Source organism: Pseudomonas sp. H3(2019), from assembly GCF_007713465.1.
Lineage (GTDB): Bacteria > Pseudomonadota > Gammaproteobacteria > Pseudomonadales > Pseudomonadaceae > Aquipseudomonas.
Genome location: NZ_VMSG01000002.1, coordinates 1 through 23,660, shown reverse-complemented (window position 1 = coordinate 23,660; position 23,660 = coordinate 1). Strand labels below are relative to the sequence as shown.

The following is a 23,660-nucleotide window of genomic DNA, read 5'->3' as shown; positions in this document are numbered from 1 at the left end:
CCCGGTCTCTTGCGCTCAAATTGTCGCGCAGGTTGCAGCGCCATTAACGCATTCAGCCATCAAAACTCCAGTTGCCGAGATTGCCGCAGCACGGATGCGCTACTGGGGCTCCATAATCCGGAGTACCGGGTGCCCATCAATATCCTTGAGCGGAAAATACGAGCGGTGTGTCGCTGCATCCACGGCAACGACGTGCGCATGCGGGCCTACGCGGCCACTGCCGATGTTCGTGACGACGGTGTTCTTGACGTGGAACATCGACACTATGCCTGTCTCTGCAGCCACATAAAGTGTGCCCGGCACGGGGTCAAACGCAAGCACATCAGGGGTTCCTCCAGTATCGAACGCCCGGATAACCTGCATCGTGCGCATGTCCAGTACCAGGAGCTTGTCGTTACCTTCGCACGCGATAAAGGCCAGCCGGTCACGCGGGGTGATCAACAAGCCATGGTTGCCTCTTGCCCCCGGCAAATCAATGCGCGCAACGATCCGGTCGGTTGCGGGATCAATCTCGATCAGTTGCTGACGTGTCTGGACATTGACGAAAATGTGTCGTGATACAGGGTCATATTGTGTATTGCCGACTTCACCTCCCAGGGGAATCGTTGCAACGCGAGTGTTGGTGCTCACGTCGATTACCGTTTCGGTCTTGCCGTTTTCGTTCGATACGTAAAGCTTGTGAAGGTCGGGCACATAAGCCATGCCGTCTGGATAGACACCGCCGGGCATACGACTGACAACTGCCAGGGTCGCTTCGTCAATCGCAACGATTTCGTTGGTGCCCGTCGCCGACGCGTAGACACGCGACTGCTCAGGAATAACCAGCACACCGTGCACCGACGAAACGTTCGCAATGCGTCCAGCGACGCGGGACTCACGCAGGTCAAAGACGATCACTTCGCTGTCACCCAAATGGGCGATGAACAACAGGTTGCGCGCTGGATCGTAGCTCTCGTAGTCAAGCCGAGTAGCGCCACCGGGCAACGGAATGTCGGTGACATGTTTCAGTGGCAGGTCGTTGGTCGATGGTTCGTCTGCTGCCTGAACGTCACGAAGGCTCGCGATGTTCATGACAGCTAGCGCCGTCAACAGGGCGGCGAAGACTGGCAGAGCAAAACGTCGTTTGTGCCGTATGTTCATAAGGCCCTCTTTTGCTCGGGCAGGGCGACGTCAATCGCCCTGCCTTTGTCCCGGTAATGCAGGATTAGAACGTTCAGTGTTTCACGGGTCATCAGCCCGGCTCAGGGCCGGGCTTCGGTGTGAACAGGCCTCTTCACATCTGCGGAGGCCAGTTATGCGTCTCGCCCTGACACTCCTTGCACCAGGCGTACAGCGCGTCATACAGGATCAAACCGTGCGAAAGCATTTCCTGGTCATCGGCAAAGCATTGCGACAGTCCCAGCGAAATCGCGTACAGCCCAGCCGATTGCGGCGTCAGATCAAGGCGGGAGGTATCCGCCCCACGCACGACTTTGGCCAAATGCTGCAGGGCAGGGTCACTGAGCTGGTACTTCTTCAGGAACGCATCAAAGCTGCACAGCTCACCTACGTGGGAAAGCTCGACGCCCGGAATATCGTAAGGCGTTGCATCTTTCTCAGCGGCAAACCGCAGAACGTCTTTGCTGGGGACGTACAAGAACTCGCCTTGTGGATCAATAAAGCGAGTGATCAGCCAAGGACAAGCGATGCGATCAATCTTGGGTCGTTCACGGGTAATCCACCTCATGGAACACCTCCTGCCTGGTTCGACAGGCTGGATGATCCGGCAGGCCCGATGCCTGCCAGGAAACGTTTGATCGCCGCACGCTCGCTAGCGCAGCAGATGCACTGCCAAACCTATGAGCGCACAGGCCATCAGTACTTGAATGACGCCACGTTTGAAGCGAAACAAGGCAATCGCTGCGGCAATGGCGATCAGCGCAGAGGGCCAGTCGAGGGTGCCGCCGAACCCTTTGGGCCACAGCACGTGATAGCCGAAGAACACTGCCAGATTAAGAATCACCCCAACCACAGCGGCAGTGATCCCGGTGAGCGGCGCGGTGAACTTGAGTTCGTTGTGCGTCGTCTCCACCAGCGGGCCGCCGGCGAGGATGAACAGGAACGAAGGCAGGAAGGTGAACCAGGTCACCAGCGTCGCCGCGACGGCGCCGCCGAGAAACACCTGGTCGGCGCCGAACACCTGCGAAACATAAGCCCCGACAAAGCCGACAAAAGCCACCACCATGATCAGCGGCCCCGGCGTGGTTTCCCCCAACGCCAAGCCGTCGATCATTTGTGTCGGGGTCAGCCAGCCATAGTGTCCGACGGCGCCCTGGTAGACATACGGGAGCACCGCGTAGGCGCCGCCAAATGTCAGCAGTGCCGCCTTGGTAAAGAACCAGGCCATCTGGGTCAAGGTACCTTCCCAGCCAAAGAGCGTGGTCAAGATCGCCATTGGCAACGCCCATAACACCGCGCCGATGAGTGCCAGCAGCGCCAGTTTCAACCAACTGAACCGGGCATGTTCGGGGGAGGGGGTATCGTCATCGATCAATGCCGGACCATAGGATTTTTGGGCAGCGCTGTGGCCTCCGATCCGGAACTTCTCGGGAGCAAAACGGCCACCCAGGTAGCCGATCAAGGCCGCACTGAGCACGATCAGAGGAAAGGGGACATTGAATGCAAATATCGCCGCGAATGACGCCGCCGCCATGGCCCACAGCCAATTGTTCTTCAGCGCTCGCGAACCGATTCGGTGTGCCGCCTGCACCACGATGGCGGTCACGGCCGGTTTGATGCCATAGAAAAGCCCGGCGACCATCGGTACGTCGCCGAAGGCGATATACATCCAGGACAAGGCAATCAGGATGAACAGCGAGGGCAGCACAAACAGCCCGCCTGCGATGACGCCGCCCCAGGTTCGATGCATCAGCCAGCCGATGTAGGTTGCCAACTGCTGGGCTTCCGGCCCTGGCAACAACATGCAGTAGTTGAGGGCGTGCAGAAATCGCCGTTCGGAAATCCAGCGCCGTCGTTCGACCAGCTCCTGGTGCATGATCGAGATCTGTCCTGCCGGCCCGCCGAAACTGATGAAACCAAGCTTGAGCCAGAACCAGAACGCCTCACGCAAACTGATCGTCTCGGGCCTTGGCAGTTCCTCTTCAACGAGCGATGGAGATACCTTACTCATTGGGGTTGTTCCTCTTTCACAAACGCGGCAAGCAGGCCGTCGAAGATGGCGCTCGCAGCCGCCAGCAAATGATCGTCATCAGTCATGGTTTCGCGTAGTCCGGCCAGCACCCGTTCGATGCCGGCAGCCTCCACCGGCTGAATACCCCCGATGTCGAGGTAATGCACGAGGGCCGCAATGCGCTCCAGGCCGGGCTCCTGGATTTCAAAGCTGGCTTGCAGGGTTTCGAAGCTCACACGATTGCCGACATGACTGAAGGTCGCCTCATCGAAATCAAAACCCAGGGCATCGGCTGGGCAGTCCTGCGGGCTGTTCAGCCAGAGGATCTGAGCGTCTGGATCGATGAAGCGCCGAATCAGCCAGGCGCAGGCCAGTCGATCAACCCAGGGCCGCTTGCGTGTTGCCCATACGCGACCCTGAAAGTCCGCGAGACTCAGCGGCACGATTGGCTGGTCGCGGCTATGGGGTTCGTCCGCCGACAATGCTCGACTGACAGCGGTCTCAAGCTCCTGCAAAACCGCGTCGATCTGCTGCTTCGGCTTGCCAGGAAAATAATCGATAGTCGTCAGCTGCTCATAGGCTTTGCGCAGCTTTCGAATCTGCTTGGTGGTCGCCAGCGCATTCTCGGTATTGAGCTGAGCACGGCAGGCATCGATCTCGGCGCCGAGCTTGCTGTACTCATCGCTACGGTCGAACAACGCTACGAAGCGTTCGCCATTTGGGTCGACGACAGGCAGGACATAGGCGGTGCCATTGATGGCCAGAATATCGCGCTCGACCGAGGCCAGCGCTTCACGACAGGCGTCGGAGTCCGGCAACAGATAGGCGCCATCGCGTAACACCGCCGCTCCAGAGGCTTTCAGGGCGCGCCACGCTCGCATGCGCTCCGTGGCATTGGCGGTCGGTAGGCCAAGGATTAATGCGAGCCAATTTTTCATGTAGAGATACATTCAAAAAAAGTTTGTATCTCTACAATATTCCTCTCCGGGCCGATTGAAAAGCCCTCGCGCGGCAAAGCATTTTGTCGGTTTGCCTGAACTGGCTTCAATGCTTGTGCCGGTGATGAATGTCCGGGAAGTGCGGGTGGCTGTGGCGGATCGCCTGATGTTGGTGAACGTGACTGTGGGGTTCGCTGCCATCCCATTCAAAGTCATGCTCATGCTGATGGTGTTCATCGTGAACGTGCCGGTGACCATGGAGGAGCGGCTCGTGCTGGTGGTCGTGCGCATGGCTTTCAGTGAGGTGAATCCACACGCCAATGCCCATCAGCAGGGCAGCGATCCAGAACGTCAGTGACGCCGGTTCGCCGAGGATCAGAATCGCTATCGCCGCCCCCAGAAACGGCGCGGTCGAAAAGTACGCGCCGGTGCGTGCCGTGCCCAGGCCGCGTAGGGCGAGCACGAACAGCACCAGGCTAATGCCGTAACCGAGAAAACCGACCAGGAGTATCGGCGCGAGCGTGGCAATGTTCGGCAGTTTGGCCCCCAACGATAGCGCCAGCGTACAGTTGACCGCTCCCGCAGCCAGCCCCTTGATACCGGCAATGAACAGGGCATCGGAGGCCGAGATCTTGCGGGTCAGGTTGTTATCGATGGCCCAGCAGGCACAGGCCAGCGCGACGGCCAGCGGGCCGATCCAGCCTTGCGCCTGTGTCGAGTCCTGCGGCCAGGCCAGGAACACTCCGCCAGCGACGATGGCCAACATCCCCGCAACGATTCGCCGATCAGCGTTCTCCTTGAACACCAGCCAGGCCAGCAGCGCCGTCAGTACCGATTCCAGATTGAGCATCAGCGAGGCTGCGGCCCCTGAAGTCAGGGTCAAGCCGAACATCAATGCCACCGGCCCAAGCACACCGCCGAAGGCAATGGCACCGATCAGCCACGGCCACTCGCCAGCTGTCAGGCCGGTTGCCTGCCAGCCGCGGTCACGGATAAACCTGACCAGGGTCAAGCCGAGGCCACTGCCCAGGTACAGCAGCCCCGCCAGCAAAATCGGCGAGACCTCAACACCCAGCAGTTTGGCCAGCGGGGTGCTGGCGCCAAACAGTGCGGCCGCGCTCAAGGCGTAGAAAATACTCAGGTTCATGGGGGCTCAGTGCCTTAAACGTTCAAGGAGATTCAGGCCCTGCGGGCCATCAGAAATACCAATACTGCCAATGATATCGCGCTACTCGAGCATGATGCCCGGTTGGCGTTCATTCCAGGCAAAAAAGCACTGCCCTAGCGCCAAACTGCGGTGTCCTGGGCAATGACTGTCCACTATACGATGGGGACTCAACCGGTCGATTGTCCTGGCAGCAAGCATTGGGCATTATCCTTTGCCCGATATGAAGGAACGTATCCCATGACTACTACACCTACGTTGCATTTGATGTGCGGCAAGATCGCGTCCGGTAAATCGACGTTGGCAAAAGTACTTGCCGACAACCACGCTGCCATCCTACTCAGCGAAGACCATTGGCTTTCGATGCTTTACCCCGGAGAGATCCGTTCGGTGAGCGATTATGTGCGGTGTGCACATCGCATTCGTGGGGTATTGGGGCCGTTGGTCACCAACATGCTTGCGGCAGGTGTTTGCGTGGTACTGGATTTTCCTGCAAACACCGTCGCTGATCGTGAGTGGTTGCGCACCTTGGCAGATCGTGCACAAACGCAGCACTGCCTGCATTATCTGGATGTCGACGAAGAGACTTGCCGCGCCAGATTGCACGCACGGAACGCCGAGGGCGCACATGATTTTGCAGCCACAGACGCCGAGTTTGATCTGATCACACGCTACTTCAGCATTCCGGGTGAGGAGGAGGGGCTGGTTGTCGTTGCGCATTAGCAACGATCAACTTTGCGCTGGGCGGCCACGTGGTACTGAGTCGCCCACCGCGTAGCCGAATATAAACCCGCTCTCGGGGTAGCTGAACGCCTTGCCCGTGGCGTCGGTGAAGTCAATTTGTGGGTGGCTGCCGCCCGCGTTCAGGGCGCTGACATGCCCTTCGGCGCGTTGCGCCTGGGCCAGAAAGCCAAGCCGGTCTTCGACCAGCCATAGGGTGAGGTAGAGCAGACACAGGCCCAGCGGAATGAAAATCAGCGCGCGGGGCAGACTCCAGAAGCGGGACCGGTATTTTTATCACAGGTGTCGGGCGGTTTAACGGATTTCGCGGCTGATACCATTTTGATCATCACATCCGTTAAAGTATGCGCCGCTCGAGAGATGGATCCCGGGCTTTTTCTCATGGAGTAATTCAGTGAAGCACCTCAGCAAAGTTGTTGCCGTTGTACTGTTTGGCCTGGTTCTGGCGGGTTGCACCGGCACCTCGATGAAAACCCAGCACTATGACAGCACCCAATACACCGTTCTGGGTCACAGTGAAGCGAGCGCCACAGGCCTCATGCTGTTTGGCTGCATCCCGATCCAGCAGAACAGCCGTTTTGTTCGTGCTCAGGACGCGGCGATCAAGGCCAAGGGCGGCGATGCAATGATCAACACCCAGGTGCAGGAAAAATGGTTCTGGGCTTGGGTCCTGACCGGTTACACCACCAAGATTTCCGGCGATGTGATCAAGCTGAAAAACGTTCAGTAAACGCGGTACTCAGCCTACTGGCGAGTGCGCTCTGACGTAAAAAAGCCCGGGTTTCCGGGCTTTTTTGTCTGTGCTCGTTGCGCGAAATGGCGGCGGGATTATTGTTGTGACAGGTCCATCGATAACCGTACGGCCGGGAGCATCGAATGCAATACGCTTGCCCTGCGAGGAGGGCTTGAGGCCGTCGGCGACGCTACCGATTGGCTGCGCAAAGTTGCGGGCGGCACAATCCCGGCCTATGGTCCAAGCGAGATATTTCCTGCGATGGACGCATGTTGACTCACCGTCGGTTGCAGTCCATCCAATGTGATAGTCCGCAAGGAGGTGAAGACATGCCGAACAACTCTCGCCCGGCCGTGCTCGGTCTGATCGGCAATACGCCGCTGGTGCGCGTCAGCCGCTTCGATACCGGCCCGTGCACGTTGTTCCTCAAGCTTGAATCGCAGAACCCCGGTGGGTCGATCAAGGACCGCATCGGCCTGGCGATGATCGACGCCGCCGAGCGCGATGGCCGCCTGCAACCTGGCGGCACCATCGTCGAGGCCACCGCCGGCAACACCGGCCTCGGCCTGGCCCTGGTCGGCCGTGCCAAGGGATACCGGGTAGTGCTGGTGGTGCCGGACAAGATGTCCACCGAAAAAGTCCTGCACCTCAAGGCGATGGGCGCCGAGGTGCACATCACCCGCTCTGATGTCGGCAAAGGCCATCCCGAGTACTACCAGGATGTTGCCGCGCGGCTGGCGCAGGAGATTCCCGACGCCTTTTTCGCCGATCAGTTCAACAACCCGGCCAACCCGCTGGCCCATGAGTGCAGCACCGCTCCGGAGATCTGGGCACAGACCGAGCATGATCTGGATGCCATCGTCGTCGGTGTCGGTTCGGCCGGCACGTTGACCGGGCTGACCCGCTTCTTTCGCCGCGTGCAGCCGAACCTGGAAATGGTGCTGGCCGACCCGGTCGGCTCGGTGATGGCCGAATATAGCCGCAGCGGCACCCTCGGCACACCCGGTTCGTGGGCGGTGGAAGGCATCGGCGAAGATTTCATTCCATCGATTACCGACCTTTCCAGCGTGCGCCACGCCTACTCGATCAGCGACGAGGAAAGCTTCGATCATGCGCGCCAACTGCTGCGCGCCGAAGGCATTCTCGGTGGCTCTTCGACCGGTACATTACTGGCGGCAGCGTTGCGCTACTGCCGCGAGCAAACCGAACCAAAGCGGGTGGTCAGCTTCGTCTGCGATACCGGCACCCGTTACCTGTCGAAGATCTATAACGACCAGTGGATGACCGATCAGGGCTTGCTCGCTCGCAAGCGTTACGGCGATCTGCGCGACCTGATCGCGCGGCGCTTCGAGGATGGCCGGGTGATCAGCGTCGGACCGGATGACACGCTGCTGACCGCGTTCCAGCGCATGCGCCTGGCGGATGTATCGCAATTGCCGGTGCTGGTGGGCGGAAAGCGGCTGGTCGGGGTGATCGACGAGTCGGATATTCTGCTGGGCGTACACAAAGACGCTTCGCACTTTCGTATGACCGTGGCCAGCGCGATGACCAACAAGGTCGAAACCCTGCCTCCTGGCGCCAGCCTGGCTCAACTGCAGGCGGAACTCGACCGTGGGCTGGTGGCGATCATCGCCGACGCCTCGGGCTTCCACGGCCTGATCACTCGAGTCGACATGCTCAATCACTTGCGGAGATCCCTCACATGAGCCAGCACGATGAAAACGCCACGCCACAGGCCTTCGCCACCCGGGTGATCCATGCCGGCCAGACGCCGGACCCTACCACCGGGGCGTTGATGCCGCCGATTTACGCCAACTCCACCTACTTGCAGCAGAGCCCCGGCGTACACAAGGGCTTCGACTACGGGCGCTCGCACAATCCGACGCGTTTTGCGCTGGAGCGGTGCGTGGCGGACCTCGAGGGCGGGACCCAGGCGTTTGCCTTTGCCTCCGGGCTGGCGGCAATCTCCAACGTGCTCGAACTGCTCGACGCCGGTTCGCACATCGTCTCCGGTAATGACCTGTACGGCGGTACGTTCCGCCTGTTCGACAAAGTGCGTCAACGCAGCGCCGGGCATCGCTTCAGCTTCGTCGACCTGACCGACCTGGCGGTCTTCGAAGCGGCGCTACAGGACGACACGCGGATGGTCTGGGTCGAGACCCCGAGCAATCCCTTGCTGCGCCTCACCGACCTCGCCGCCGTCGCGCGCATCTGCCGCGAGCGAGGCATCATCTGTGTGGCCGACAACACCTTTGCCAGTCCGTGGATACAGCGCCCGCTGGAGCTGGGCTTCGATATCGTGCTGCACTCGACGACCAAGTACCTGAACGGCCACTCCGACGTAATCGGCGGCATTGCGGTGGTCGGGCAGAATGCCGAACTGCGCGAGCGCCTGGGCTTCCTGCAAAACGCCGTGGGTGCTATCGCCGGGCCGTTCGACGCTTTTCTCACCTTGCGCGGGGTGAAGACCCTCGCGCTGCGCATGGAACGCCACTGCAGCAACGCGCTGAAACTGGCGCAATGGCTGGAGCTTCAGCCGCAGGTGGCGCGCGTCTATTATCCGGGCCTGTCGTCGCACCCGCAGCACGAACTGGCGCGGCGGCAGATGCGCGGTTTCGGCGGGATGATTTCCCTCGACCTGAACAGCGACCTGGCTGGCGCCAGGCGTTTCCTCGAGAGTGTGCAGATCTTCGCCCTGGCCGAGAGTTTGGGCGGGGTCGAAAGCCTGATCGAGCACCCGGCGATCATGACACACGCCAGCATCCCCGCCGAAACCCGCGCACAGCTTGGCATCGGCGATGCGCTGATACGGTTGTCCGTGGGGGTCGAGGATGTCGAAGACCTGCGCGCCGACCTGGCCCAGGCGCTGGCGCAGATCTGAGCAATGGGTCGCTAGCCGCCTCTCACGAAGGGGCGCTAACGACAAACAGCCAAAATCGGCCGGTAGTCGTTGCATCTCGTTTATCGCCAGCGTTTGGCTAAGCTTAATAAGTCGGGAGTGAACTGAAACCTGAGCGATAGCGGCCATCATCGGATCTGGATGGGCATCAAGACGGGACTCCCAAAGGAGACGACTATGTATGCGGTGATAAGAACCTACCTGGGTGCTGGAGCAAAGCAGTTTTTCACGCTTTTAGAACAGCGCAACGCCGACGTCGAAGCGACCCTGCGGACAGTGCCTGGCCTCGTCAGCTACACACTGCTGAATACCGGTGATGGCGGTACGGCAGTGACGGTTTGCACGGATAAGGCCGGCTGCGATGCGAGCTTGAAAGTCGCACGCGACTGGATTCAGAAAAACGCCTCGCATATCCACGCGAACCCGCCGATCGTCACAGAAGGCCCGGTCATTGTGCAAATCAAATAGCGCACCGTCCCGATAATCTCACGATATGTTTGCATCGCCAGGATCGCAGCCTGCGGCAGTTCCTACGCCAATTCGTAGGAGCCGCCGCAGGCTGCGATCTTTTAAACGCTTAACGGGCAGGCATTACGCCTTCAGACCCCCCCGCTTTCACTCACTTCGACGCCTGCGCCCGCAAGCGTCTGCCGATCACATCCATCACATCACACCCATCGCGCAATGGAATGGCCAGCAGCTTGGCGAAGTCGGCCAGCACCACGGTGTCGCTCTCGATGTCGGCACGAAAAGCGATATTTTCGAGGAGTTGTGTGACCGTGCGGATGCGGTAGTCGGCGGTGGCTTGCAGCACGTCGAGTGGGGCTTGGGTGTCGATGAGCAGGGAGGCCGGGATCAGGTCGATTCCGGTGAGGGGCATGTATCTATCCATGGGTGGAGCTCCGAATCAGATTTAAAGGGCTGATCCGATCAGCAGGTCGCCAAACCTGGTCGCCATATGGGCGACGGGGGGACTATAAGCTTCATCCAATCAGGGGGAAAGGTGAGGGATTCTGAGGCTGCTGTAGGATCTGTATTGATGTGGCCCTGGACCAGAACGAAATCGCTTTCCTACGCAAATTTCCAGTCCGGCTGATCAACCCATTACTGGCAAATTTTACGTGGCGGTGCAGACTTCAAAACACTGCCTGCGTTTTTACACAGCCTGAGCCCAAAGTAGCCAGACCGGAGGGGCAGAAATCGGCCATATACGGACACCCACAAGCCTCCGACTTTCTCCTGGCGATTGCAGATTTTCCTAGCTACGCTTGCCTGCAAGGGAAAGGCGTGGGTGCGGCCTCCCCTTAATTGTCAGGCAAGGGAGCCAACATTTATGGATAGCATGCAGAACGTTTATCCATCAGCCACCGTTCTGGTGGTCGACGACACCCCCGACAACCTGATATTGATAGCCGAGTTGCTCAAGGACAGATATCGGGTCAAGGCAGCCAACAGCGGCGAAAAAGCGTTGCGTCTACTCCAGCTCGACCCACTTCCCGACCTGCTCCTGCTGGACATCATGATGCCAGGCCTGTCCGGCTACGACGTTGCCGAGCAGCTCAAGCTTGACACCCGCACTCGCCACATTCCGATCATTTTCCTTACCGCCATGGCTGCCACCGAGGACGAGATTCGCGGCCTGACCCTGGGCGCTGCGGACTACATCACCAAACCGATTATCCCCCCGGTACTCATGGCCAGGGTCGCGACCCAGATCAAGGTCAAGGCGGCTGCGGATTTCCTGCGTGACAAGAACGAATTTCTGGAGCAGGAGGTGCAGCGCCGCACCCGCGAGGTGACCGCCATCCAGGACGTCACCATCCACGCCATGGCATCGCTGGCCGAAACCCGCGACAACGAAACCGGCAACCACATTCGCCGTACCCAGCACTACATCAAACTGCTGGCCGAGCTACTGCGCGAGCATCCTCGCTTCCGCCACTTCCTCGACGAGGAAACCATCAAGCTGCTGTTCAAGTCGGCACCGCTGCACGATATCGGCAAGATCGGCATTCCCGATCGCATCCTGCTCAAGCCGGGACGTCTCACTCTGGAAGAGTTCGAGATCATGAAGACCCACACTACATTGGGGCGCGATGCCATCCAACACGCCGAGGATCAGTTAGGGATAGGCGTCGACTTCCTTCATCTGGCCAAGGAAATCGCCTACGGCCACCAGGAAAAATGGGATGGCAGTGGCTATCCGCAAGGGGTGGCCACCGACGACATCCCCATCAGCGCCCGTTTGATGGCCGTGGCGGATGTCTACGATGCGCTGATCAGCCGCCGCGTGTACAAGCCAGGTATGCCCCATGAACAGGCGGTGGAAATTATCCGCGAAGGCCGGTGTTCGCATTTCGACCCAGACATCTGCGATACCTTTCTGGCCAATGCCGAACGGTTCCGGGAAATTGCCGAGCGGTTCGCCGACAGCGATCAGGACATGGCCAAGCAGTTGGCCTCACTAGAGCAGATCGCTGAGCAGCCCTGAGCCCTTGCATCATTCTGCACACCAAGCTAAACGAGGCGGTATATGAACAGACTGTTCGAGCTGCTCGAGCGCCTGTCCCTGCGCAGTAAATTGATCATCGGCTTCGCGGCGCTGCTGATATTGATCCTGATGCTGGGCGTGCAAAGCCTACGCACCCAGTATTCACTCAGGTACGAAATGCAGCAGTTGTACCAGCAGGATCTGGTCGGTATCCAGCATGTGCAGGAGGTTCGGGTGCAGCTGCCGCATCTGTTGCTGGCACTGCAACGCGCCGTCGCTACCAGCAACGCGGACATCCGCATCAGCGCCAGAGCCCAGATGGCCGTCGCTCAGGAGCGTCTGCACGAGGCCCTGGAGCAGGTTCGTCCAACGCTGCGGCGACAGAGCAGCCTCAACAGCTTGTTGGCGTTTGAGGTGGTATTGCAGCGCCTGCAAAAAAATGGCGATGAAGCGCTGGAGTTGGTCGGCAAGGGCTCCCTGGGTCAGGCGCTGACGTTGCTCAACAGTAAGGAATTTCTCGCGCTGGAGCAGGAAAGCGACGGGCTGCTCATCCAGATAGAGAAAAACAAGGAAGCCGACATCCACGATACGGCGAAAAATCTGGCCGAGTATGCGCGGCGTAGCGGCACGATCACTTATGTATTGCTGCTGGGCGGTTCGACGCTGGCCTTGCTGCTGACCTGGCTGGTCAGCCGCTCCATCCGCGTGCCGCTGAACCGCGTACGCGCGGCGGTTGACGAACTGGCATCCGGCAAGTTGTACGGTCAGATTCCTCACACCGACCTGCGCAACGAAACCGGCGACCTGGCGCGCGCCATCGCCACGCTGCAACTGGAGGCTTGTCAACTTGAGCGCCAGCGCTGGGTCAAAACCCATGCCTCGCGCCTGCAAGTGGATCTGCAACAGGCAGAGACGCCGCAGCAGTTGGCCCAAGCTTTTTTTTGCCGCATCGCGCCACAGCTGGGTATGTGCCAAGGGGCGCTGTACGTTCTCTATGAAGGCGCACCACGCCTGCAATTGCTGGGTGGTTATGCGGTGGACAGTGAGCACCCACTGCGCGCTGAGCTCGAGCTCGGTGAAGGGCTACTTGGCCAGTGTGCACTGGATCGCCAACCCCGCCAGCTCAACAATCTACCTGAGCAGTTCTGGCGTGTGCGCGCACAGTTGGGTGAAGCCTTCGCCAGCCATCTGCTGGTTCAGCCTGTGCTGCGTGGCGAGCGTCTGCTCGGGGTTGTGGAAATGGCCGGCTTTCGCCCGTTGGAAGAGAATGAGGCATTGCTGCTGCAGGAAGTGCTACCGAGGCTGGCCGGTGCTATGGCCATTATGGAGCGCAGCGAGGCGGCCCAGGCGCTGCTGCAGGAAACTCGGCGCCAGGCTGACGAGATGGGGGCCCAAACCTTGCAACTGGAACACCAGGCCAGGGAGCTGGAGGCTCAGCAGGTGGCACTGCGCGCCACCGAGGCGTGGTACCGCGGCATTATCGAGGCGGCACCGGACGGCATGCTGGTGCTGGGCGCCGACGGCCGCATCCTGATGACCAACCCGCAGATGGATGCCCTGTTTGGCTACGAACACGGCGAACTGATCAGTGCCAGCATCGAGTGTCTGGTGCCGCAGGCCGCCCGCGAGCGGCATGTTCGGCTACGCGACGGGTTTATTGCCAGCGGCGGAACCCGGCAGATGGGCGGCGATTTGAATGACCTGCACGGCGTGCGCAAGGACGGCAGCCTGTTCTCCGTGGAAATTGGCCTGTCCCATCTGCCCCGCTTGGAAGGGCGTGGTGTCTGCGTTTGTGCCTCGGTGCGAGACGTGAGTGAGCGCAGGGCGATGGAGGCCAAGCTACGTACTGCCAGCGATCGTCTGAATCTGGCGCAAGAGGCCGGCGACATCGGTCTATTCGACGTTGATCTGGTCAGCGGTAAAAACTATTGGACGCCACAGCTCGAAACGCTGTTCGGGCTTGAGCCTGGCGGATTCGGTGGCACTCTGGAGCACTGGAAGGCGTTGGTGCATCCCGATGACGTGGCGCGTATCAGTAGTACGTTCGAGAGCGCAGTCCAAAGTGGCGATGATCGCGTCGAGTTCGACTTCCGCATCGTGCGGCAAAACGATGGGCTGGTGCGCACGTTCAAATCGCTCAACCGCTTCTCACGCACGCCTGATGGCAAGCCATTGCGCGCAACCGGCATCAACATCGACGTGACTGCACTGGCAGAGGCCAGGTCGGCGGCCGAGGACGCGACCCAGGCCAAGAGCGAGTTCCTCGCCAACATGAGCCACGAGATCCGCACGCCAATGAACGCCATCATCGGCATGAGCCACTTGGCGCTGCGTACCGAACTGGATAATCGCCAACGCAACTACATTGAAAAAGTGCACCGCTCGGCGGAGAGCCTGCTGGGGATCATCAACGACATCCTCGACTTCTCCAAGATCGAGGCCGGCAGGATGAACCTCGAACAAACTCCCTTCCACCTGGAGGACGTACTCGACAGCTTCGCCGCCATGATCGGCCTCAAGACCGAGGACAAGGGCCTGGAGTTGTTGTTCCAGACCCAGCCTGAGTTACCCACCGCACTGCTCGGAGACCCCTTGCGCCTGGGTCAAGTGCTGATCAATCTGGGCAACAACGCTGCCAAATTCACCGAGCGCGGCGAGATTGTGGTCGGCGTGGAAGAAGTTGGCACACACGAGGAGCGCGTACAGCTGCATTTCTGGGTACGCGACACTGGCATCGGCATGACCGTCGAGCAGTGTTCGCGCATGTTTCAGTCGTTTAGTCAGGCCGACAGCTCGACCACGCGCAAGTACGGTGGCACCGGGCTGGGCTTGTCCATCTCGAAGAAGTTGGTGGAGCTGATGGACGGCCGCATTTGGGTTGAGAGCGAGCCGGGGGTCGGCTCCACGTTCCATTTCCAGGTACGCATTGGCGTGCAGCAAGGCGTTCAGCCGCGTCGCATGTTCAAGGCCGACGAACTGCTGGGTATGCGGGTGCTGGTGGTGGACGACAACGCTAGTGCTTGTGAAATCCTCTCGGGCATGGCGCGCAGCTTTGGCCTGGAGGTGGATGTCGCGGAGAATGGTAGCCTGGCGCTGCACATGCTGGCCGATGCCGAGCATAGGGTGCTGCCCTACGATCTAGTGCTGATGGACTGGCGGATGCCCGGCATGGATGGCATAGAAGCCGTGCGTAGAATGCATTCCGCCAGCCTGATGCATACGCCGTCGGTCATCATGGTCACCGCCTTTGGCCGCGAAGAGGCACGCGAGGAAGCCGAGCGACAGGGCATCCAGTTACCGGTGGTACTGACCAAGCCAGTAACACCGTCCTCTTTGCTCGAAGCCATCGGTAAGGTGCTGGGTAAAGGCCCGCACGGCGATACACGGGCCGGCGAACGCTCCCAACAGAATGCCAGCACCGTAGCCAGCCTGAATGGAGCCCGGCTGTTGCTGGTAGAAGACAACGAGCTGAATCAGGAACTGGCCTGCGAGCTGCTGGAGAGTGTCGGAATACAGCTGCGACTGGCCAGGAACGGCCGGGAGGCCCTGGACATCCTTACCGAGGACGGCAACTTCGACGGCGTGCTGATGGATTGCCAAATGCCGGTGATGGACGGCTACACCGCCACCCAGCGGATTCGCCAACAGCCGCGCTTTAATGCTTTGCCGGTGATCGCCATGACCGCCAATGCCATGGACGGTGATCGCGAGCGAGCCCTGAACAGTGGCATGAACGACCATATATCCAAGCCACTCAATGTCGATGACATGTTCGCCACACTGGCAAAATGGATCAGGCCACAGGCCGCTCCAGCATCGCCAAATGCAGGCCTGTCAGATGGGCTGCCGGATCGTCTTGAGGGCATTGATATGGTTGCCGGCCTAGCGACCTGTATGGGCCGGCGAGAACTCTATCTGCGCCTGCTCTGCAAGTTTCGCGACACTCAGACAGGTTTTGCCGAGCAATTCCAGGCCGCACTGGCCGACTCGGATGATAGCGCGGCCGGACGTGTGGCTCACAGCCTGCGCGGCACGGCCGGCAACATCGGTGCCAGGGCCGTAGCGCAGGCCGCCGCTGTGCTGGAGCTGGCCTGCCAGAACGACGAGCCCGCTATGGTGGTGCAAGAGCTGGCGACAGAGGTCGAGCGTTGCCTGCTGCCGACATTGGCCGCCTTGGCCGGCCTCGCCGGAAACGCCCCAGCATCGATGGGCGAGGCCCAGCAGGATGGCCCCGAGTTGAGCGAGCAGTTGAACAGGCTCAAAGGTCTGTTGGCCGAAAGCGACACGGCAGCCATGGACGCGCTTGCCGAGCTACGCAATCTGTCACTCGATCGAACCTTGGCCAAGCGTCTGGCTCTGGTCGCTGAGCAGGTGGAGTTGTTCGACTTTGATAACGCCCTGGAACTGTTGCAGGACTGGTGAGTTTTGCCAGGAGAGGAGCTACTGACCTCTCCTGGCAACTGGAGACCGACTGGCCGGTTTGGGTCGATGTTGGTCAATCACAACAGGCAGAAAACGGCCAATACGGTCACTCGAAGGTATGCATTTCATTCTTACGCCTTATTCTGCGTCGGACGTCACTGGATCTGAGTTGCAGGAATGACTCAAGTATCCGAAGAGCGATTACTTCAAGAGCATGATTTGATCCATGAGAGATGACCCCTACACACTGTCCATGCGCTTTCAGACACCCGCCCCTGGCATTGCCCCACGCGAACAGGCGCCGATGCTCGCCCAGGAGCAAGCCTGGGCGCGGGAGCACGCGTCCAGGCACCGCTTCAGCTGGATCGAGGTGTTAGTGCCGCCGTTGTGCTTTGGCCCTGTTCTGCCGGGTATCGCGTTTTTACTGGGCCTGTTGCTCTATCGCTCGTTATTCGCCCCCGGCCTGGATATTGACCGGATCGTCGGAGCCTCCTTTGGCTGGCTTGCTCTCGCGACGCTGCTCTTCATGGCTGCCTGGGGGTTACGCAACTTCTTGCGCGATGCCCACGACCCGACCAAACGCTACTGGCAGTCCATGCCGGACCAAGGGTTGGCCGAGCTTGAGCACCATAGCCTGGTATCTGGCACCAGCCTGTGGTCCTCCGATTATGATCCGGACTGCTACACCCTCATGCAATGGACAAACGGCAAGCTTGAATGCGTGCAAGACAGCGGTGTGTCGCAATGGGTCCTGGCCAAGACTACTGCGGGCCACTGGCTGGTGCTCAAGGAAGAATATCCGGGCAGCTTCAACTATGGACGGGTTGGGAAAATGCCCACGCCGGACAAGCAAATGCAACCCTGCCAGGAACTGGCGATCGCCTTTGCCCCCGGCACCAACCTCCCTCTTGGCCGGCGTTTCGGCGGCGCGCCGATGCCATTGGTCGACACGCCGTATTGGGTGTCTGCCGATGAGCTCAAGCGCCTTGTCGAGGTCGCCCATCACTGGGCCTTTTTCCCCCCGGACCGCTACGCCGTGGTCAATAACCAGGATGCCGAGTGGGTGCAACGGCTGGTGGACAGGGCGCAAGCCAGCGTCGGCCCCCGGCCGGACGAGACAGCCAGTAATCGGCCGTTAGCGGACGCCAACGGATGTCCTCTACCAGAGGCGATTCATTATGTGATGAAATCTGGTTCACACTCGAAAAAGTCACCTTAGGGAAACTATGACAGACGATGAATTTGAAGCGTTTCTAATGATGGTGACGGATGAACTGTTACTGAAACAAGCGGAGCTAAACCGGATTTATGCGCTCGGAGAGATGGCTCGCTGGTGGTTCGAGCAAAGCACTGGCACAGTCCAATTCTTCGATAACAGCGACAGGCTGGTAGTTGAGGCAAAAGTCGTGAGCATTGGAAGCTTCTCGATCAAAACGTGTAGTTGGAAATGGGCTTGGAGCAATCCCTCGATTGAACCTGCATTACGCCAAGCAGCGCTCCCGCTGAAGCAGCTCCAAGCCATTACAGGGCTTGATCTATTCGGAAACGAACAGGCATTTTCAATTCAAGACGAAACGATGGCATGGGAGCTGGCAGCCTCGGCGGTTCATTTCTTTAAGGCCGTAGGGTGCTACCGGGCACCAACTTCATCTGAGGGCCCCAACACTTATCTGGCTATCACGTCTATTAAGGTTCTTGGCGACTGAAGTCTTTGCTTACACTGCGAAGAGTCCGACCTCAGTCATAAGAGGATATCCCCAGTTTTTGGGGGTTGCGAACGTATCGTTGACCCGAACGATGGTACCAGTGGCTTCCTCAGAGTGAGTCGCCCTAGGTTTTGTAGCCGCAGCCCAACGTCCACTGGTCTCTTATTTTTCCAGTGCTCACAGTCCACTTTGGGAGCTGCCTTCTGGAATACGGAACGTCGCCATTACAATCGGGGGGAGAAGATGAACGAAGAATTCAGCTATGTCTGGTTGTTGCCACTGCTTGAGAAACCTTTCGAAACAGCTGCACTTGATTTGCCAGATGCGGTAAGAGCTCTTAGCAAAAAATATACACTGCCTGCCGATATAGTGTTGCAGCCGCTGGTGATCACAGCCTTGACGTCGCATTCCGAATATTGGTCGGGGCTGGCGCTTAAATGGCTTGAGGATGGTTTTCCTATAGACGTTGAGCTGACTGCGCTCTTGGCGCATTGCGCCGAGGACAAAATGTTGTCCCAGTCTCGCCGTCATAGGGCACGTAGGCTTGTTGGTCGGAAAAAATCAGGTAGCTGAATCCTATGTCTGGCTGTTATCGGCCGATTCTGTTGAAAAAGTCCGGCCTGGCTTCCATGGCTGAAAAGTATGCGTCTGAGATTGAAATCCTTACCTTCAGCAGAGGCTGCGGGACTCGGATTTCACGTAGCAGTGTGAAAAAATGGGAGTTTCACCCATCAGTATTCGAGCAGTTTGGGCAAACCGACTTTTTCAACAGAATCGGCCAGAAGCCGACATTCCTTACCCCTTGACCTCCATTCGCCTGCGTATTATTTGGAAAGCCCCCTCCAGCAAATGTGCCCCTCGGATGGTCGTCTATTGTTAGACGATTCGCTTCGTGCCGGCGCGCGAAGAAACGAGTTACCATGCAGGCAAACTCCGTTGTCATGCTTCGAAAACCAAACCTCCAACACTGATCATTCCATCACAGTTAGACGCACTGATTTGACACCTATTACCCAGCATGACTCCTTGGTACAGGATGATGTTTTTTGCCAGGCATACGCTGAGCGCGCCCGCGGCTACGCCAGTTGCAGCATCCTCCAGGTTCTCTGCCAGATGATTGAAATTTCGTCCCTCGTACTTATTCAGTTCGCGGTGCGCGTAGGCGTAAACGCCGTTCACAGCGGACACCTTCCCCCATTCGACAATCCCAGTTAGTTGGGGACGCAATGCGTACAACTCCTCTGGACTGACCATTTCAACCAATAGCTTCGGACTACCAACCGACGCTATTGCCGCGGGGGACTTGATCGCTGTTTCAGCGCAGCCCAGCAGTTTTGCAACGGCACCCATAGAGGGTACAGGCCTTTTCACTTGATCCGGTTCGACACTGATGTACAGCTCATTTCCCGAGTGCGTAAAGGTCAACAACTGGTTACTCATAGATGTCTGCATTGACCCAGAATATTCAGCGACATTATGGGTGTGCATGTAATATGCCGCCGCCAGTGAAGCGTGAAAACAGAGAGGACTTCTGGCATGTGGATAATAAAAATCGAGAATGCACGGTCCGACGCCACCCTCCACTATGTTGATGAACACACAAGCATTAACTTTCTGCGCGGCTGCAAAACTTTGACGCTCAGCTATCGACCATCCAGAGGAAACACCTTCAAAAATGACCAAAGCTTCATTGCCGCTATTTGGTTCTGCTCCAAAACATTTAAATCGCTTTAAGTGCATTTTTTAGATTCACAGTGTTTGGTAATGGATATTTAGTGTTAGGGGGCGCCAAACCTACTCTAACGTAGCGAGGAAGGCATCCACTGCTGCGGCAGCAGCTGCCCGACATTGTCTGCCTGCTGTGTTGGAATCGGCGCCAGTACATATTGGGATACACATACGGATCATGCCCGTTCAGCAGCGATAATCCAATGAGGTAGTGAATGGCGTCAGAGCACGCCTGTGCCGAGCCGCTGCCAAGGCAAATCTAGTACCAAGTTCTTAAGTTGTTCGCTGTCGAGTCCGACTTTTGACCGCTAACGCCTCGGACGGCCGTTGATTCTAGCGACAGCTAGGGGTCCAGAGTGTGTAAAAACGCAGGCCCTGTTTTGGAGTCTGCGTTGCTACGTAAATTCTGACACTGGTTGCAGATCAGTGGGTCCTGAAATTTTCGCAGGAACGCGGTTTTCGTTCCGATTCTGACTTTCAAACCTGCTCTAAAACGTTTTTACACAGCTTGGGTCGATAACAGCCCTTGCTGACAGGCAGAAATCAGCCAGAAGCAGCCGCCGGCGAAGATTGCGGTTTCGGCTGGGTTGGTCATGGTAGGTCACCTCAGCGGAAGGTGTGGGGGCCTGTTAAACATAAGCGGCGTTCTGTCTATCGGTCGTCAAAGGCCAAAGTCGGCCAAAATCGGACATTGCTGCTCCCGCCACGTTTCAGTCTTCTCTTTTCACTAGCGAGTTCGCTAGCTTAGGCCATTGCTCCATCAATACATCGCGCACTCGTAGTCCTGCGGGGACGGATTGTGCGTGATCGTCTTGAACTAGACGGGCGAAAACCAGCGAATGCTCATCCTTTGTCGCCCAGCCGACAAACCAGCCGTATCCGTGAGCTTCATCGCTGCTCCCATCCTCCATTCGAGGAAAGGCCGTGCCTGTTTTACCGTGAATATTCCAACCATCGGGCCGTTGGGCAATTTGCGAAATCCGACTCGTCATATCAAAGGCATGTGGGCTCACTGGCAATTGGCGGTTAACCAGTCTCTTCAAAAAAGTGATTTGTTCGTGAGGGGAAATCTTCAAAGAGGAACTGATCCAGGCACGATCAAGGCCATTGTTTTTTCCGGGATCACCGGACAGGTCGGTATTCCCGTAATCGAATGCCTCGGCATATCGCTTGACCGCTGCCTCTCCAAGCGCATGAGTAACGCGTTGAGAGAACCACACCACAGAATACTGAAACCATCGAACTGCATCTGTAGGCTCCAGCCAGGCAGCACCTCCCCAATCAGGATCACCGGGATGGTATGGCAAGGTCGGAAAATGTTCGTCTCGCAAAAAAGTCGCGTCGAAACCCATCAGGCTTATCGCGATCTTGAATGTTGAGGCAGGAGTCACGCGACGGTAGCAATCACCCTCTTGCTGTAAAACGTCACCGCTTTTGGCATCTGCCACGATGGTGCAGATAGTCCCGGCCTGTGCTGCTGAAATGCTGAATCCCAGAGTCAATAAACTCAATGCAACGCTGCGCATGAACATGTGTTCTATTCCTTTAGTTAGTAGGCGCCCCCATAAGCCCCTCTCAAGAGTCTTGAGCGAACGTAGGGAAAAACTGTTGCCTGCCCGCTGGGGCGGATGCAACTCATCAGTCCGAGCAAATTCTACCGGCAGGCGCTGTATCAATGTCAGCTTCGGGTCGATAGTAGCCCTTGCTGTCAGGCAACAATCGGCCAAGAGCAGACGGTCCCCAAAAAAGATCTTCGTTGCATTTTGCTACTATCGGGCGCTCTTACCTTTGGCACGACGCAAGCATTAGGTTCTTCCATGTTCGATAGAAGCGACTTTGATCAACTCTCCAGTGAGCAACTGACTTTTTGGACAGCGCACAATCATTGTCCCGGTATCTACTACACCGCTTATCCACAAAGCGCCTTTCGAACCCGCTCATCGGAGGAACGCATCAGAGTAACCCGAGTCCGCAAGCGGCAAGGCGAGAACGGATTAAATTTCTGGCTTTTCGCGGAATGGATCGATTGGCGGCCTGGAGGAGAAAGTTATTTCGCGGGATACGTTTCCGACGCTAAGTTTGAGGAGATATCGGAAGCTGTTTTCAACCAGATGGTTGCGGAGCAGGCGATCGATTTGATCGCTCCGCTCAAACAACCGCTGCATGAGTCCACAGGTTTCGTAGGAGCGCTATTGATGTACTCAATGAAAACGGAGTTCATCGTTTCGCTGTTCGCGGAGTATGAAGATGAGTACATCCACTTCTATTGGGACACGACAGCATGAGCGGCAGCAATGGGTCGTCCTCTGCCGGTGCTGTTTACTGAGCGTTGAAGTCCGATGCAAACGCTGGGTTAGTTAATTGCGAACGGGTGGTCAAGTCAGTGCAATTGATCATTAAGCGATGGCCTCAAGAAGGCGTGTTGCCGGACTTACAATATTCATGACTGCCTAACGTTTAGGTTAAGGAGCCGCGGTACGCGGTCCCAGAGAGCGAAGCGAACGGCTTGAACCGCTTGTTATACGTTAACCCTGTAACTCAAGGTTGCCTCATCGCCTGTGATCCCTCGGAATCCCCAGCAATGACTTGGCTGCTCAAATATTGTGATTTCAACGTCAACCGGATTTATAGCCAAGTTTCGCTCAAAGGCTGTAAATATTTGCTTTATGAGCTTCTTTTTTGTTTCTTCCGTTCGCCCAGAAATCATGCTTATTTCGATTACTGTGTATTTTTCAGATCTACCGCCGGGGTAATAAAAATTAGTTTTATCTAAAGGGACGAAACGGTGAGCACGCTTGTCTTCGGGTAACCCAAGAACAGTAGTCATGCAATTATGTAGCACATCGGACATCTGTGCTTTTTTGGCATTTAAATTGTAGTCAATTCCATAGACGGTGATCATTGCGACTCCTTGCAAGCGTATAACTACTATTAGCTGACATGCCATGTCGCGTTTCTTGTCGCGATGGCGTGTCGTATAACGTTCCTTGTCGTCCTGTAAGTCCTTACCTAGCTTAGAGGTGGACGCGGTAAATGCGACATTACTCAGGGAGAAACGCGACACGGATGACGGCAAGCCCTGCTGCCCTCTAGAGTCGAAAGCAGCATCCGTGACACTACTCATTTGCCATCACCGTGTCCACCGTCCACTTTTGGCCGATTTCTGCCTGTCACAAATGATCGCTTCGTTACCTCCCATTCGTGATTGGCAGCTAACGACCCCGCACTGTCGCTCGATGCGCTGTGTGCCAGCAAAGGGTTGAGCATGGGCATGAGGCAACGTATGCAGGCTCCCGAATGGCGAGTCATCGACTCGGTCATCCACCGATTTTGAGTACATGATCGATCCCGATTATTTGTGTTCATTACTCATTCCGCCCTCCCGTAGAATCCCGTCACGGCATCCCCACCCGAGACGGAACCTCCATGCAAACCCCAACCACCCAACGCCCCCTCTGGCAAACCTACCTCCTGTTCCTCGCCCCCATGGTCCTGTCGAACTTCCTGCAATCCATGTCAGGCACGATCAACAGCATCTACATCGGCCAAATGCTCGGCACTCAAGCGCTGGCGGCCGTGTCGGGGATGTTCCCGATTGTATTTTTCTTCATCGCGCTGGTCATTGGCCTCGGTGCGGGGGCGGGGGTGTTGATTGGTCAGGCGTGGGG

General features: G+C 57.8%; 21 protein-coding genes and 1 pseudogene. 12 read left to right on the top strand and 10 right to left on the bottom strand.

Annotation, left to right across the window (positions count from 1 at the left end):
• Positions 1-99: 99 nt before the first annotated feature.
• From FPT12_RS02545 to FPT12_RS02525, 5 genes are all read right to left on the bottom strand, one after another.
• The gene (locus FPT12_RS02545) at positions 100-1,140 is read right to left on the bottom strand and encodes a YncE family protein (protein ID WP_145014498.1); all 1,041 of its coding nucleotides are present in this window, start codon (positions 1,138-1,140) and stop codon (positions 100-102) included.
• Positions 1,141-1,273: 133 nt separating this feature from the next.
• The gene (locus FPT12_RS02540) at positions 1,274-1,726 is read right to left on the bottom strand and encodes a chromate resistance protein ChrB domain-containing protein (RefSeq protein ID WP_145014497.1); all 453 of its coding nucleotides are present in this window, start codon (positions 1,724-1,726) and stop codon (positions 1,274-1,276) included.
• Between the two features lie 84 nt (positions 1,727-1,810).
• Positions 1,811-3,169 (bottom strand): chromate efflux transporter, encoded by a 1,359-nt coding sequence (chrA, locus tag FPT12_RS02535; RefSeq protein ID WP_145014496.1) that lies wholly within the window; start codon positions 3,167-3,169, stop codon positions 1,811-1,813.
• Positions 3,166-4,107, bottom strand: a complete 942-nt coding sequence (locus tag FPT12_RS02530) for a chromate resistance protein ChrB domain-containing protein (protein ID WP_145014495.1) — start codon at positions 4,105-4,107, stop codon at positions 3,166-3,168. Before FPT12_RS02530 ends, chrA begins: the two co-directional genes overlap by 4 nt.
• Before the next feature lie 106 nt (positions 4,108-4,213).
• Positions 4,214-5,254, bottom strand: coding sequence for a DMT family transporter (locus tag FPT12_RS02525; protein ID WP_145014494.1), 1,041 nt, complete (start codon positions 5,252-5,254; stop codon positions 4,214-4,216).
• A gap of 258 nt (positions 5,255-5,512) precedes the next feature.
• Here FPT12_RS02525 and FPT12_RS02520 point away from each other — a divergent pair, with 258 nt between their 5' ends.
• Positions 5,513-5,995, top strand: coding sequence for an ATP-binding protein (locus tag FPT12_RS02520; RefSeq protein ID WP_145014493.1), 483 nt, complete (start codon positions 5,513-5,515; stop codon positions 5,993-5,995).
• Between the two features lie 33 nt (positions 5,996-6,028).
• Here FPT12_RS02520 and FPT12_RS02515 read toward each other — a convergent pair.
• A pseudogene (locus tag FPT12_RS02515) lies at positions 6,029-6,262 on the bottom strand (DUF3592 domain-containing protein); the annotation flags it as partial.
• Between the two features lie 145 nt (positions 6,263-6,407).
• Between FPT12_RS02515 and FPT12_RS02510 the strand changes: the two are divergent.
• The 4 genes from FPT12_RS02510 (at position 6,408) to FPT12_RS02490 (ending at position 10,113) form a co-directional block, all read left to right on the top strand.
• The gene (locus FPT12_RS02510) at positions 6,408-6,743 is read left to right on the top strand and encodes a hypothetical protein (RefSeq protein WP_054597088.1); all 336 of its coding nucleotides are present in this window, start codon (positions 6,408-6,410) and stop codon (positions 6,741-6,743) included.
• 332 nt (positions 6,744-7,075) lie between these two features.
• Positions 7,076-8,452: a cystathionine beta-synthase gene (locus FPT12_RS02500; protein WP_145014492.1), complete on the top strand. Its 1,377-nt coding sequence runs from the start codon at positions 7,076-7,078 to the stop codon at positions 8,450-8,452.
• On the top strand, positions 8,449-9,627 hold the full coding sequence (locus FPT12_RS02495) for a cystathionine gamma-synthase (RefSeq protein ID WP_145014491.1): 1,179 nt from the start codon (positions 8,449-8,451) through the stop codon (positions 9,625-9,627). The genes FPT12_RS02500 and FPT12_RS02495 overlap by 4 nt, the downstream gene beginning before the upstream one ends.
• Before the next feature lie 195 nt (positions 9,628-9,822).
• Positions 9,823-10,113 (top strand): hypothetical protein, encoded by a 291-nt coding sequence (locus tag FPT12_RS02490; RefSeq protein ID WP_145014490.1) that lies wholly within the window; start codon positions 9,823-9,825, stop codon positions 10,111-10,113.
• A 151-nt stretch (positions 10,114-10,264) separates the two neighbouring features.
• On the opposite strand, the gene FPT12_RS02485 is transcribed toward FPT12_RS02490, so the two are convergent.
• A complete protein-coding gene (locus FPT12_RS02485; RefSeq protein WP_145014489.1) occupies positions 10,265-10,537 on the bottom strand; it encodes a hypothetical protein in 273 nt (90 codons plus the stop codon).
• A gap of 441 nt (positions 10,538-10,978) precedes the next feature.
• Between FPT12_RS02485 and FPT12_RS02480 the strand changes: the two genes are divergently transcribed.
• The 5 genes from FPT12_RS02480 (at position 10,979) to FPT12_RS02460 (ending at position 18,837) form a co-directional block, all read left to right on the top strand.
• Positions 10,979-12,136, top strand: coding sequence for an HD-GYP domain-containing protein (locus tag FPT12_RS02480; protein ID WP_145014488.1), 1,158 nt, complete (start codon positions 10,979-10,981; stop codon positions 12,134-12,136).
• Positions 12,137-12,178: 42 nt separating this feature from the next.
• Positions 12,179-16,558, top strand: coding sequence for a response regulator (locus FPT12_RS02475; protein WP_145014487.1), 4,380 nt, complete (start codon positions 12,179-12,181; stop codon positions 16,556-16,558).
• A gap of 226 nt (positions 16,559-16,784) precedes the next feature.
• Positions 16,785-17,777, top strand: coding sequence for a hypothetical protein (locus tag FPT12_RS02470; protein WP_256676576.1), 993 nt, complete (start codon positions 16,785-16,787; stop codon positions 17,775-17,777).
• Between the two features lie 7 nt (positions 17,778-17,784).
• The gene (locus FPT12_RS02465; RefSeq protein ID WP_145014486.1) at positions 17,785-18,264 is read left to right on the top strand and encodes a DUF6882 domain-containing protein; all 480 of its coding nucleotides are present in this window, start codon (positions 17,785-17,787) and stop codon (positions 18,262-18,264) included.
• Positions 18,265-18,507: 243 nt separating this feature from the next.
• Positions 18,508-18,837 (top strand): hypothetical protein, encoded by a 330-nt coding sequence (locus FPT12_RS02460; protein ID WP_145014485.1) that lies wholly within the window; start codon positions 18,508-18,510, stop codon positions 18,835-18,837.
• Positions 18,838-19,203: 366 nt separating this feature from the next.
• On the opposite strand, the gene FPT12_RS02450 is transcribed toward FPT12_RS02460, so the two are convergent.
• Positions 19,204-20,004 carry a PhzF family phenazine biosynthesis protein gene (locus tag FPT12_RS02450; protein ID WP_145014484.1) on the bottom strand — a complete coding sequence of 267 codons (801 nt, stop codon included), beginning with the start codon at positions 20,002-20,004 and terminating at the stop codon, positions 19,204-19,206.
• A gap of 698 nt (positions 20,005-20,702) precedes the next feature.
• A complete protein-coding gene (gene blaOXA, locus FPT12_RS02445) occupies positions 20,703-21,524 on the bottom strand; it encodes a class D beta-lactamase (RefSeq protein ID WP_145014483.1) in 822 nt (273 codons plus the stop codon).
• A 96-nt stretch (positions 21,525-21,620) separates the two neighbouring features.
• Between blaOXA and FPT12_RS02440 the strand changes: the two genes are divergently transcribed.
• Positions 21,621-22,277, top strand: coding sequence for a hypothetical protein (locus tag FPT12_RS02440; RefSeq protein ID WP_256676575.1), 657 nt, complete (start codon positions 21,621-21,623; stop codon positions 22,275-22,277).
• Positions 22,278-22,510: 233 nt separating this feature from the next.
• Here FPT12_RS02440 and FPT12_RS02435 read toward each other — a convergent pair whose 3' ends face one another.
• Entirely contained in the window at positions 22,511-22,894 is a 384-nt protein-coding gene (locus FPT12_RS02435; protein WP_138867792.1) for a tautomerase family protein, read from the bottom strand.
• A 524-nt stretch (positions 22,895-23,418) separates the two neighbouring features.
• Here FPT12_RS02435 and FPT12_RS02430 point away from each other — a divergent pair.
• The coding region (locus FPT12_RS02430) for an MATE family efflux transporter (RefSeq protein WP_256676574.1) at positions 23,419-23,660 on the top strand (242 nt) is incomplete at its 3' end.